We start from the raw sequence: 12,452 nt of genomic DNA, 5'->3' as shown, positions 1-12,452 counted from the left end.
CAACTCGGTGCTTGTAACTCCCCTCCCGTAACTCCTCTCCCGTAATTCCCCGTTCGGGATTCACCTCAGCGCCGCCAGCAGCACGACGACGAGGAAGCCTGCCGTCGGCAGGACCACGAGTACGGACGCGCAGCCGGCTCCCAGGACGCGCGGCCAGGTCAGGACCTCGGTCGACAGCGGGGCGTGAGCTCCTCCCGGAGGAGGGAGTGGCCCGGCGGAGATTGCCGAGAGCGGCCCGGACACGGACCTGATCGCATCGGTGGGCAGCCGTGCCGTCACGCGGAAGCCGCCGTCCGGCAGGGACCCCGCCCCGAATGAGCCGCCGAGCAACGAGATGCGCTCGTGAAGTCCGGCCAGTCCACTGTGAGTTCCGCCCTGCGATCGGCCGGCCTCGCGCGGCGGCCCGTTCGTGACGTCGACCTCGATGCCTGCGTCCGTGCTCCTGACCTCCACCCGTGTGGGCGCGCCGGACGCGTGTTTCAGCACGTTCGTCAGCCCCTCGCGGACCACCCGGTGGATCGCCTGCCGGGCCCGGGCGCCCACCTCGGCCGTACCGGGAACCGACCAGTCCAGCTCGACGGGGCCGCCGCCCGCCTGCCGGGACTGTGCCACCAGGGCGGTGATGTCCTCGCGGGTCCCTCGCTCGCTCGCGCCCGCGTTCCCGCTCCCGTCCGTCGGATCCATCGCGTCCGCCAGCTCGGCGCGCCGCAGGACGCCGAGGATCTCGCGCAGCTCCTCCATGGCCGTGCCGGCGGTCGTGCGCAGCAGTTCCACCTGCCCCACCAGGGGCGGTGCCTGCCGGGCGGCGGCGAGTTCCAGCGCTCCCGCGTGCACCGAGATCAGGCTCAGCCGATGGCCCAGGAGATCGTGCATCTCGCCCGCGATCCGGGTCCGCTCCTCCAGCCGGGCCGCCTCCGCGGTGAGCGTACGGGTCTGCTCCAGATAGGCGTTGCGCTCCCGCAGCAGGCCGGTCAAGGGCCGGCGGCGGCCCAGCAGGGTCCCGGACAGGGCGGGGAGCAGCAGGAGGAGCGCCGCGGAGATCGCGTTGTCGGCCAGGTCCCTCGGCAGGTGGTCCCAGCGGAACAGGCCGACGGCGACGGTCAGGACACCGAGGACGGCACAGGCCGCGCCCACGACCTGCCAGGCACGCCGGGACGGTGCGATACGGCGCGTGGCGGACAGCACGATCAGCGCAATCACCGGCAGCGTCCACACGTTGCCGCCCATGACCAGCGGCGCGGCACCCATGACCGCGGCGACGGGACGGCCACGCCGTACGGCGACCAGCAGCGCCGCCCACAGTGCTTGCAGGACCGCCGGAACCGGGTGCTGCGGGTGCACGAGCAGCAGCGGCAGCAGCCCGAGGACCGCCGTCAGCGCGGACAGCGACGCGTCGACGGCGACCGTACGGCGCGAGGCGGTGCGCAGGGCGGCCCGGCTCACGCCCGCCTCGCGGCGCAGCCACCGCACCGCCGCACTGATGAGGCGGCGGTCCGTGGAGTCAACGGCGGCCTCGTGCTCCCCGGCTGTCACGTCCCCGTGGGTCACGCGCCCGCCCGGCGCGGCAATTCCGCCCGCAGCGCGGCGACGTCCACCCGCGAGGCGGCCAGCAGCAGCCGGACCACCTGGTTGTCCTCGGCTTCGAGCAGCGCGGCCAGCAGGTGGACCGTACCGACCGAGGGCGAGCCGTGCTCGGCGGCGGTGAGCTGCGCGACCGCCTTGGCCCGCTCGGTGGAGTCGGAGAGCCGTATCCGGTCGGCATCGCGATCCGATGCGGAGGCGCTGTCCGCAGGGGCTTCTGTCGTGCGTTCCATGGCCACCCGGGTCAGGGAGTCCTGCCGTACGCCATGCCTGCGCAGCGGCGCGGCGGCGGAGTTGGCGTCGGCCAGCTCCGCGGGCAGGGAGCGTCCGGCAACGGCAAGGGAGCGGTCCAGGGCCAGGATGCCCAGCAGCAGATCCACGGGCTCCGCCGCGGAACGCCCGCACCGCGCGGCCTGCCGTACGGCCTCGACGGTCACCGCGAAGACGATCGGTGAGCCGTACACGCCGGCCCCGGAGGTCCACGAAGTCAGCGCGCGCGTCAAGCGGTTGCCGCTCCTGCCCAGCGTCCCGGCCCGGCGGAGAAGCGTGACGCCACGGGATTCCGGCCGTTCGGTCTCCGCCGGGGCGCTCGCGTCCAGCGCGTCGAGTGCGGTCGCCGCGGCTGCCAGGTCCAGCCGCTGCAGCACCAACGCCTCCCGGGCCCGGCTCTCCGGCAGCTCCAGCACAGCCCGCGCCACATGCCGGCAGCGCACCGAGACCGTACCTTCGGCGCGGGCCGACGCGAGCGCGAGCAGCAGGCACCGGCGCAGGGCGCCGGTCATCCCGGGCAGCTCACGGTCGACGTCCGCGTCCGGTCCGCGCTTCGCGAGCCCGAGCCGCCAGTGCGCCTCACGCCAGGCGGCGGTGACCTCGTCCTCGTCGGCAGCGGCCGCGACGGTCGTGCCCGCGTCCTCGTCCCCGTCGTCGCTCACCCAGCCGCGGCCGCCGCGACCGGAGATCAGGCCGCTGAGCGCACCGGCCTTCCGCATCCCCGGGGCGATCGCCGCACCCGCGTCCGTGTCTCCCATGACGAGCGCGGCCAGCAGGTGCTCGAGCCCCACGGCCGCCGCCTCATGCTTGATCGCACCGCGCAGCGCCGCCACGAACAGGTCCATGGCGTCGCACTCGAACTCCACGGTGGCTCCGGCCATGTCCGTGGCGCCGTTGTGCACTTCGGTACTCGGTCGCTGGTCCATCGAACGCTCCCCCTCGGGCTGCGGTATGCCGGTCGTATCCGGTCGAGACCGACCCTAGGCAGCCACCTGACGGCGCCGCGTCGGCCGACCGGCCAGGCCTCCGGTCCGACCGGCCAGAGTCCCGGTCCGATCGGCCGGGTGAGAGCATGCGGGGTGTTCGGTCGCCGGAGTAGGGCCACCGAGTGTGATGCAGGTCACGGGAAGTCGGTGTGGGGTGCCGGACAGCTCATTGAGGTGAGCATTCATATGCGTACCCGGGTACGGGCCGGGGAGTCGAGCGCGTTCGCCGAGCTCTTCGACAGCTACTCCCGCGCGGTCTACAACCATGCCTTCCGGCTGACGGCCGACTGGTCGGTGGCCGAGGACGTGATGGCCGCGACCTTCTTGGAGGCCTGGCGGCTTCGCGACAGGGTCGAGCCCGACGGCGGCTCTCTGCGGCCCTGGCTGCTGGGCATCGCCACCAACACGGCGCGCAACCAGTACCGGAGCAACCGGCGCTACCGGGCGGCGGCCACCGCGGCCGCGGCTGCCGAGCTGTCGGTGGCCGACCACGCCGACGAGGTGGCCGACCGGGTCGACGACCGGCGGCGTCTCGCGACGGCCCTCACGGCGCTCGCCGCGCTGCGCAGACCGGAGCGCGAGGTCATCACGCTCTGCCTGGGGGAGGGCCTGGACTACGAGGCGGCGGCCGAGGCGCTGGGGATCCCGGTCGGAACGGTGGCCTCCCGGCTCTCCCGGGCCCGCAAGAAGCTGCGTGCGCTGGCGGAGGCGGGGTCGAAGGCGGAGTCGGCGCGCCCCGCCGCCGCGGCCGTCCGGCCGGCAACCGGCAGTCAGGACAGGAAAGTTCGCGGGAAACGGGAAGGCGGCCTGCTCGGCCGACAGATAAGAGGCGATCACACCAACGCGATACGGCCCGCACAGGAGGGAAACCGATGAACGCGAACACGTCCCGGCAGAACCCGGCAGAGCGGGATGAGAGCGCAGAGCTCCTGTCCCGGACGGCGCGTGACCTGCCGGTGGGCCGTCACGAGTTCCACAGGGAGCGCCTGATGGCCCAGATCCACGACATGCAGCGGGAAGAGCACACGGCGCCGGGAGCCACCGAAGCGCCCGCGAAGGTACGGCGGTTCCGGCTGCCGCGTCCGGCGATCGTGCTGCCCGCCATGGCGGCCGCCGTGGCCGGTGTCGTCGTCGCCGGGTTCGCGGTGTCCGGGGGTGGCGGAGCCCCGGGCGATGACGGAGCTCAGGACGGCGCCCTCGCGACGGGACCGGCCCTGACCACGCGGCTCGGCGCCGCGAGTACCGAAGGTGTTCCGCAGCTGCTCGACCGGATCTCGCTGGCGGCGGCCGACGTGTCCCACCCGACCGTCAAGCCCGGCCAGTACGTCTACGTCGAGTCCAGGTCGGCCGACACCTTCGTCAGGACCGTCGGCGACAAGAGCAGCCTGGCCAGCCACCGGCTGCACCGCCGGCAGGTGTGGATGTCCGCCGACGGCACGAAAGGCTGGCTGATCGACCCCGCGGTCAACGACAGCCCTGAGGGCGAGACCCTCAGCCTCCCCGACGAGCAGGGCAACGAGCGCAAGGCGTACCTGAACGCTCCGTCGTACGACTACCTGGCCAAGCTCACCACCGACCCCGACGCACTGCTGGCCAAGATCTACAAGGAGACGGAGGGGATGGGCAACTCGCCCGACCAGCAGGCGTTCACCACGATCGGGGACCTGCTCGGCGAGAGCTACCCGCCGGCGGAGCTCTACTCGGCGCTGTTCAAGGCCGCCGAGAAGATCCCGGGCGTCGTCGTCGTGAACGACGCCGTGGACGCGGTGGGACGGCACGGTGTGGCGGTGGCCCGCCTCGACGAGGCCAGCGGCCAGCGCGAGGAGTGGATCTTCGACAAGAAGACCCATGTCTTCCTCGGCGATCGCAGCGTCCAGGTACGGAAGGCCACCGGCGAGGCCGCGCTGATCAAGCCCGGCACGGTGCTCTACACGAGCGCGGTCATCAACAGGGCGGTGGTCGACGGCATGAAGCAGAGCCCTTCGCAGGCGGGCTGACACGGCCCACGACCTGAACTCTCGCAACGAACCTCGGGAAGAGGGTCGTTGCGAGAGCCCTCGTGTCCCAAAAGAGCGTTCCAGGACGACCGTATTCTCCCTGCTCAGAGGGCGTTCCAGCGTTCCGGCGTCCCCAACTGCCCGCCTTCCGTGGCCGCTGGGACGGATCACCGCACAGGCTTCGGTCATCCAGTCACCACCCACCGGAACACGAAGGGCACAGCCACATGTCGAAGCTCCGCACCTCCCGCATCCGCCTGGCCGGCGCCGCCGCGACCGCCGTTCTCGCCACGCTCTCCCTGGGCGCCTGCAGCGACGGATCGGGCGTCCAGGACGAGGGTGCCTCGGCGAAGGTGCAGCCCTCCACGAGCACGAGCCAGTCCTCCGGCGCATCCGCTTCGGACGCCGGCTCCGGCTCCTCCTCGAACTCCGCGGGCTCCTCGGGCAACAAGGCCTCCACCAACGGTTCGGGCACCGCGGCGCACACCCCCACGTCGAAGGCGCCCGCTCCCTCCGACGCCAAGCCGGTCACCTGCGAGGGCTCCAACACCAAGACGGTCGCCGCCCCGCTGAGCCGCCCCCTGAACCACATGCTGCTCACGGTGACCAACACCGGCAGCAAGACCTGCTACCTCTACGGCTACCCGGCCGTCCGCTTCGGCGAGGCCCAGTCCGTGCCGCCGGTCATCGAGGACTCGCAGCCCCAGGCAGTCGTCACGCTCCAGCCGGGCGAGTCCGGCTACGCCTCCGTGAACCTCTCTGCAGCCGACGGCAGCGGCACCAACGGCCACACCGTGAAGTCCCTGTCCGTCTACTTCCAGGGCCGCTCCGGCAACGGGAGCGTCGGCACGGGCGCCCACCCGTCGCTGCCCGCGAAGGGCGTGTACGTCGACGACTCGCTCAAGGTCACGTACTGGCAGCAGGAGAGGGAGGACGCCATCGTCTGGTGACGTGGCGCCCGGTCTTCGCCGACCGCGTTGTCAGTGCCCGCGGTTATGGTCTCCAAGCGCGGTCGGCTTCCGGGGGTTCCAGCTCTGTAGGGAATGGTTGCATCCCCGGTCTGTCGGGGGCGGCCCGGAGATACGTCCGGGACCCAACCGACGGCCGGGCTTCGTCGATGGCCAGGCAGAGACCTGCCAGCGCCGACCGCGCACCCTCCTCCGTCGAGCACCCGGGGCGCCGGCTCGCCGCTCACCCCGATGAAGGTACCGACGTAGGCACCGAGGAGGGCGGCCCCACCGCATCCTCCTTCTCGGCGCCTCCCGGGTCCCCCTTCGTGGCGGCACTCCAGATCGCCGTCGCCACGCTCTCCGCGAACTCGGTCGGCGGCGGCTCGTTCGGCAGCCGGGCGGGTGCCGTCGTGCCCTTCTTGCTGCCGGCCCGGTCGGCGAACAGCGCGACCGTCAGGCTGAGCCGGCTGTCGTAGCCGGTGGTCCACACGGTCCGCCGGGTGGTTCCGCCACCCGCCCCCTCGGTGGTGAACCCGTTCGTCTCCGCCGGGCGGACGCCCACGGGGACCGGCCTGTTCCCGGTCATCGCGCCCGCCACCATCGCTTCCTTCTCGTCCAGCGCCTGCCGCACCTGAGGCTGCGCCTTGTAGACCGTACGGCCCGCCCGGGTGATGCGCGCGACGGTGTACGGAGTGGCGTACTCACCGTTCGCAGCGACCGTCGCGTAGGCCGACGCCATGTTCAGCGGCGTCGGCGCCGGTGTCCTGAGCAGGGCGCGCAGCGGCTCGTCCGCCCGCACCAGCTTGGTGAACGGGTCCAGGGCCGTCCCCGCCTCCACCGCTCCGCTCACCGCGTCGTTGAAGGGCTGGCGCGCGTAGTCCGAACCCCCGTACAGCAGCCGTACCGCTCCGTCGCCCGGCACCATCCCCACGACCGCGGTGTGCAACCGCACCCCGCCCTTGCCGCCGGGATGCTCCGCGACCCGTTGCGTGGCGGTGTCCTGGAGTGCCAGGTCGAAGGTGGTCGTCACGTTGTAGCCGCCGCTCGCCAGCTGGTCCTCGGTGATGCCGAGCCGGTCGGCGGCCTCCTTCGCGGCGACGTCGATCAGATACTGCCGCTGCCCCTCGGTCTCGCCCGGCGGATAGAAACGGAACGCCGGGAAACGCGCCGCCGCCCGCTGCTCCGCCGTGATGCTCCTGCTCGCCGCCATCGCGTCGAGCACCCACTCCCAGCGGTTGCGGAGCTTCGCGGTCACCTTCGGATCGGAGCCCGCCTTCTCGTAGTACGAGGGGATGTTGACGATGGACGCGATCGCCGCGCCCTGCGCGACCGTCAGGTTCTTCGCGTCCACGCCGAAGTAGTTGCGTGCAGCGGACTGGATCCCGGCGGCGCCCCGGCCGAAGTACACGGTGTTGAGGTAGCCCTCCAGGATCTCGTCCTTGCCGCGGGTACGGTCCAGCTTGATCGCGATGAGCGCCTCGCGCGCCTTGCGGGTCAGCGAACGCTCCGGGCTCAGCAGCGCGTTCTTCACGTACTGCTGGGTGATGGTGGAGCCGCCCTGCGGCTCGCCGCCCGTCACCGTGGCCAGCGCGGCCCGTGCGATGGCCCGCGGTGAAATGCCCTTGTCCGTGCGGAAGGAGCGGTTCTCCGCCGCGATCACCGCGTCCTGCACATGCCGGGGGATCCCCGACAGCGGGACGTCCTGCCGGTCGACCGGTCCGCGCCGGCCCAGATAGGCCCCGTCCGCGTCGAGGAACACGGTGCTCTGGGTGACGGTCTCGGGGTGCGGCTTCGGAATGGTCGTCAAGTGGTACGCCACGACAGCCGTCGCGCAGAGCGTGGCGACCAGCGCGAGGAAGGCGTAGAGCAGTCGGCGCAGTCGCCGGCCCCGGGTGCGGCGGAACCGGACCCGCAGCGGTACGCGCTCGCGGTGCCGGGGCGTCGATGGCCTGCCCGACTTCCCGGCCTTTTTCCTGCTCTTCTCCAGCCACCGGGCCGTGTTCATATCCGCCACCATTCGCGGTCGGACCGTGCGGCGACCTTGCCCGCGGCGTCGTACACGGTGACGATCCGCTCGTCGCCGCCGAGGGAGAGAAGCGCCTTCATGTCCTGCCCGGGCAGCGGCGCGGGCGCGTACCAGACGCCCCATCCCGGAGTGCCCGCGAGGACGAGGACCTTCGCCGTGGTGGTGCCGTCGCCGGTTCTCACCTCGACGCGGCTCGGCTCGCCGCGCAGGCCGCGGACGAGGCCCGACAGGAAGAAGCCGCCCTGGACGGCGTCCGCCCGCACGGAGACGGCTGCCGCACCGTCCGGTCCGTCGGCGGGGAGGTGGTTGTCGTCCTGCGGGAGGGCATCGGGCACCGACCAGTGTCCACCGTCGGCCGTGAGCCACACCCGTACTCCTGGCCCCACGGTCACCCGCTCGCCCGGCGCCACGACCCGCATCGGGCTCGTCGCCGAACGCTCGCCCCGGGCTCCGGACGCTCCGTCGCCCGCGCCGCCCCCGAGTTGCTCGACGCTGAGGAGGGCGACCGTCACGGGCATGAGCAGCGCCACACAAGCCGTCGAGGTCACCGCGAGCCGGCGCCGCCGCCGGACACGGCCCTGTGTCCGGAGGTCGGCCAGCGGCGCCTCGGACGGGACGAGGTCCTCGACGGCACGGGCGTACCTCTCACGCAGCCGTACGGGTTCGTCGCCGGCCTCTTTCAACGCGTGCCGGGCATGCGCACGGACCGCACCCACGGAGCAGCCCAGCAGCTGGGCGATCTCCGCGTCCGCCAGCCCCTCCCAGATCCGCAGCACCAGAACCGTCCGCCGGCGTGCGGCCCGCCTCCCGCGCAGCGGGCGCAGATGGCTCTGCACCAGACAGCGCCGCACGTGGAAGTCCACGTCGTCGCGCGGAACTCCCCGCCACCGCGCGCACATCCGCACCAGCGTTCTCCGCACCAACTCCTGTGCCGCACCGGCGTCGTCGGTGAGCAGCCGCGCGGTCACGACCAGCCGGGACCAGTGCGTCCGGGCGTAGGCGGCGAAGTCATGGTCGGCGGGGAGTACGGCGTGGCTGGGTGGCACGTGGGGGGTCCTTCGGCTCGGGGACTCGGTCGTGGCGCGTGGCCGGGTGCGCAGGGTGCCCAACACCGTTGAGGAAAAGGGAGCCTGAAACCCCCGAGCACCGTCTTCCTGATGGGTTGCGCTTCACTGGATGCGACCTACGCGATCCAGCGAGACCTACGGGACCTGTACGCACGGGCGGGGCGGCCGGGTTGCAAGGAAACGGAAAGAGCACGGATTCCGGCGGGGAGTGGGGGTGGTGGGCATGACCGAGGACGAGTTCGACGCCTTCTACGCGGCCGCGTTCCCCCGGCTGACCGGACAGCTCTACGCCTTCACCGGAGACCACGGCGAGGCCCAGGACGTCGTACAGGAAGCGTTCGTACGGGCCTGGGACCGGCGCAAGCAGTTCCTGGCGGACAGTGCCCCCGAGGCGTGGATCCGCACGGTGGCCATGCGGCTGGCGGTGAGCCGCTGGCGGCGGGCGAAGCGCTGGCTGGAACTGGTGCGGCGCACCCCGCCCCCCGACTCCACGCCGGGGCCGGGTCCTGAGCACACCGCGCTCGTGGCCGCCCTGCGCGAACTGCCCGAGGCGCAGCGGATGGCGATCGTCCTGCACCATTTGTGCGATCTGACCGTGCAGCAGGTAGCCTCCGAGACCGGCGCGCCCGTGGGGACGGTCAAGGCGAGGCTGGCGCGGGGGCGGGCCGCGCTGGCGGAGCGCCTTGCGGAGGACGGGGCCGACGAGCCGGTCCGGAAGGAGAGCGGCCGTGTCCGATGAACTCTCTGCCGCACTGCGCGAGTTGGCCGCCGCCGAGGCGACCCAGCCGGCCGCCCCCGGCGCCGAGATCCGCGGCCGGGCGCTGCGCCGCCGACGCCGCCGCCGGGTCGCGGCGACCCTGGGTGCGGGAACCGCCGGCCTCACCGCACTGGCCGTCGCGCTCACGCTCCACCTCGGCGGGACCCCGGACCACCAGGACCGGCTCCACCCCCCGGCAGCAACACCGGCCGAGCCCCCGCTCCCGTCCCCGACCACCCCGGAGCCCGTCTCCGGCACCCTCGACCTGCCCGGACGCACCCTCACCTTCGGCGGCCGACCGATGCCGATCCTCTGGGAGTCGGCACGCGAGGCCCCGGCCACCCCGACGACCTCGATGACGGTGGTCGCGAAGCAGGAGCAGAGAGACCTGCCCGTCGACATCCCGTCCAAGGACCGGGCCATGGTGGACGTCCCGTATGTCGTCGAACTGCGCGACGGCAGCGACCAGCCGCTCTACGTCGGCTCCTTCACCGCACAGCTCAAGTCCCTGACCGGCTTCCGCGTCGGCGGCACCCTGATCGCCCTCGGCCCCGAGGACGCCAAGTCCTTCTACGCCCGGGTCGGCGTGGGCGAGCGTATCTCGGTGACCACAGGGGCGACACCGACCTCGACCCCGACGGCCGATCCGTCGGCTGCTGTGTCGGTGCCGGGGCAGGGAGCGGTGGGGGTGGGGGAAGGGGCGGTGCCCGAGCGGGGCACGGCCTACCCCTCTGACGTTGCCCGGTGAGGGGAGAGTCACCAGGCGCGCCCGAACCGGCCCGGCCGTACAGGACGGCCGGGCCGGTTCTGGGTGGGGTCGGACACCGGCTACCCGCTGCCCGTCAAGGCGCCGAGCGTCGCCACCACGCGGCCGACGCGTCGCGCAGGGTGTTGGTGCCGCAGTGCACCTCGCCCATGCCGAGGTGGTACGTGTACCAGTCGTCGATGTAGGACACCTTCATGCCGACGTTCCGGTACACGGCGGTCACCGCCTCCGTGAAGATGTCCTTGCCGTTGACGACGGGTCCCCACTGGCGCGGAGCGAGGTAGCGGTCGCGGCCCAGGAGGACGCCGTTGACCGCTCCGGGAACGTACGCGCTGGTCGTCACCGTCGCCCGGGCCGCCGCCCGCGGGGCGGCCGGGTTCTCGGTGAGCCACTTCTGCTGGCCGTTGTCCTTGAGGCCGTCCACGAGGTCGGAGCCGGCGCCCATGCGCGTCAGGCGCGGCACGGGAACCTCCTGGCCATCGGCGGTCAAAGCCTCCGAATCACGGGTGTACAGCGCGGGCACCCGCACGATCTCGCCGTCGGTGACGCCCGTCTCGCGCTTCAGGATCTCCAGGTTGGCCGCGATGCGCCGCGCCGCCATCTCGTTGTCGGCCACCAGGTGCCGGGAGGCGAGCGCCTGGTCGATGGTCTCCTTCGGCGCCGGGGTGTCGGCGCGGCCCGGGACGGAGAACATCTTCGTCGCGCCGTGGCCGTCGCGCTTCGCGTCGCGCAGCAGCCGCAGCCCCGCCTGCGGGTCGGCGATGCCGATGCGCCAGCCGCGCGGGGTGTCGGCGGGCAGGAACTGTACGAACTCGTCGACGTGCCCGACGCCCAGCCAGGAGGTGTCCAGCAGCAACGGGTCCTGCAGGCCCTGCGACTTGAGCATGGTGCGCATCACCTTCGACGGGCGCGCCCCGCTGTCCTTGCGCTCGCCCATGATGATGCGGCCGGCGGGGAACGAGCGCCCGCCGTGCGAGTAGGGCGGGATGGTCTCCAGGTTGCCCATGGAGTTGAGCGACCAGTCGTCGGGTTCCGCCCGGTCGGTCACCTGCACGACGCCGATGTCCCGGCCGCGGACCTTCTCGAACAGTTCCCGCCCGGCGTCCCGGTCCGGCTGGGCGGAGCGCAGCATCACGCGCATCACCTGCCGCTTGCCGCCCGGCCCGGTCATGCTGACGTAGGCCGGTTCGACGAAGTCCTGGGCCCAGCGGTCGGCGTACTTCTCGAAGGTGATCAGCGGGGTGGTGATCCCGGCCTTCTTCACCTCCTTGTCGAGCGCGGTGACGAACTCCCGCTGAAGGCGGCTGTCCGGGCCGTCACCCTGGACCTTGGACACCATCACCTGCTGGGTGTTCTGCAGGTGATGCTGGGTCAGCAGCGGCGCGACGCGCAGGGTGACGGAGTCGGAGGTGGACGTCTGCCCGGCCGTGACCGTCAGCCGCACCACCGCCCGACCGTCCCACTTGGAGCTGTCCCGGACGACGTCGGTGGCCTCGACGCCGAACTCCACACCGGAACGCAGCTCGGCCGCGGTCAGCCGGGTCCCGGGCGTCACCAGGACCCAGGCGCCGGCCCGCTTGAGGAAGAGGCGCGTCTGCTTGCCGCCCGTCGTGATCTTCAGGCTGCCCTTGGCGCTCGCCGGGACGTCGGTCATGGGCACGGAACGGACCCGGGCGAGGTCGGCGGCGTCCGCACTGCCGTTGACCTTCTTGTCCGTTCCGTCGTTGCAGGCGGCCAGCGCGGCGTCGGACAGCGGTCTGCCACCCGGGCCGGCGACGGGACACCGCTTGGTGTCGTCGTCGATGTTGGGCAGGTATACGGCCCCGCGCTCGACCGACCAGCGATCCTCACGGTATGTGTCGGTACCGCCGGTGACATCGACCCGCCCGTCGCGGTTCACATCCGCGCGCAGATCGGCGACGCCGGCCGGTCCGGCGGCGGGGGCCGCGTGGGCCGGCCCCGCCAGCACGGATCCCGCGGCGGCGAGAGCCAGAACCAGGGAGCCGGCGGGATACGGGCGTATGCGTATCGGTGAACGTGAACGCACGGCGC

10 protein-coding genes are annotated in these 12,452 nt (G+C 72.5%); 5 read left to right on the top strand and 5 right to left on the bottom strand.

Annotated features, from left to right (window positions below):
• Positions 1-60 precede the first annotated feature (60 nt).
• Together ACZ7M7_RS26945 and ACZ7M7_RS26940 are read right to left on the bottom strand one after the other, a co-directional pair.
• Positions 61-1,533, bottom strand: a complete 1,473-nt coding sequence (locus ACZ7M7_RS26945; RefSeq protein ID WP_472120843.1) for a sensor histidine kinase — start codon at positions 1,531-1,533, stop codon at positions 61-63.
• Positions 1,534-1,544: 11 nt separating this feature from the next.
• Entirely contained in the window at positions 1,545-2,777 is a 1,233-nt protein-coding gene (locus ACZ7M7_RS26940) for a hypothetical protein (RefSeq protein WP_472120840.1), read from the bottom strand.
• Between the two features lie 246 nt (positions 2,778-3,023).
• Here ACZ7M7_RS26940 and ACZ7M7_RS26935 point away from each other — a divergent pair, with 246 nt between their 5' ends.
• The 3 genes from ACZ7M7_RS26935 (at position 3,024) to ACZ7M7_RS26925 (ending at position 5,784) form a co-directional block, all read left to right on the top strand.
• On the top strand, positions 3,024-3,713 hold the full coding sequence (locus ACZ7M7_RS26935) for an RNA polymerase sigma factor (RefSeq protein WP_451168977.1): 690 nt from the start codon (positions 3,024-3,026) through the stop codon (positions 3,711-3,713).
• Positions 3,710-4,834 (top strand): CU044_5270 family protein, encoded by a 1,125-nt coding sequence (locus ACZ7M7_RS26930; RefSeq protein ID WP_472120837.1) that lies wholly within the window; start codon positions 3,710-3,712, stop codon positions 4,832-4,834. Before ACZ7M7_RS26935 ends, ACZ7M7_RS26930 begins: the two co-directional genes overlap by 4 nt.
• 227 nt (positions 4,835-5,061) lie before the next feature.
• On the top strand, positions 5,062-5,784 hold the full coding sequence (locus ACZ7M7_RS26925) for a DUF4232 domain-containing protein (protein ID WP_472120834.1): 723 nt from the start codon (positions 5,062-5,064) through the stop codon (positions 5,782-5,784).
• 241 nt (positions 5,785-6,025) lie between these two features.
• Here the strand turns inward: ACZ7M7_RS26925 and ACZ7M7_RS26920 are convergent, their stop codons facing one another.
• Both ACZ7M7_RS26920 and ACZ7M7_RS26915 read right to left on the bottom strand, forming a co-directional pair.
• Entirely contained in the window at positions 6,026-7,789 is a 1,764-nt protein-coding gene (locus ACZ7M7_RS26920; protein WP_383613939.1) for a transglycosylase domain-containing protein, read from the bottom strand.
• On the bottom strand, positions 7,786-8,856 hold the full coding sequence (locus ACZ7M7_RS26915) for a sigma factor-like helix-turn-helix DNA-binding protein (RefSeq protein WP_472120831.1): 1,071 nt from the start codon (positions 8,854-8,856) through the stop codon (positions 7,786-7,788). Before ACZ7M7_RS26915 ends, ACZ7M7_RS26920 begins: the two co-directional genes overlap by 4 nt.
• Positions 8,857-9,100: 244 nt before the next feature.
• Here ACZ7M7_RS26915 and ACZ7M7_RS26910 point away from each other — a divergent pair, with 244 nt between their 5' ends.
• Positions 9,101-9,616 carry a SigE family RNA polymerase sigma factor gene (locus ACZ7M7_RS26910; RefSeq protein ID WP_362386229.1) on the top strand — a complete coding sequence of 172 codons (516 nt, stop codon included), beginning with the start codon at positions 9,101-9,103 and terminating at the stop codon, positions 9,614-9,616.
• Positions 9,606-10,382 carry a hypothetical protein gene (locus tag ACZ7M7_RS26905; protein ID WP_472120828.1) on the top strand — a complete coding sequence of 259 codons (777 nt, stop codon included), beginning with the start codon at positions 9,606-9,608 and terminating at the stop codon, positions 10,380-10,382. Before ACZ7M7_RS26910 ends, ACZ7M7_RS26905 begins: the two co-directional genes overlap by 11 nt.
• 94 nt (positions 10,383-10,476) lie before the next feature.
• Here the strand turns inward: ACZ7M7_RS26905 and ACZ7M7_RS26900 are convergent, their stop codons facing one another.
• A complete protein-coding gene (locus ACZ7M7_RS26900) occupies positions 10,477-12,447 on the bottom strand; it encodes a protein-arginine deiminase domain-containing protein (RefSeq protein ID WP_472120826.1) in 1,971 nt (656 codons plus the stop codon).
• Positions 12,448-12,452 lie beyond the last annotated feature (5 nt).

It is taken from the genome of Streptomyces sp. NPDC111606 (assembly GCF_055656945.1).
The sequence above is the reverse complement of the archived record's forward strand: the minus strand, read 5'-3'. Positions and strand labels throughout refer to the sequence as shown.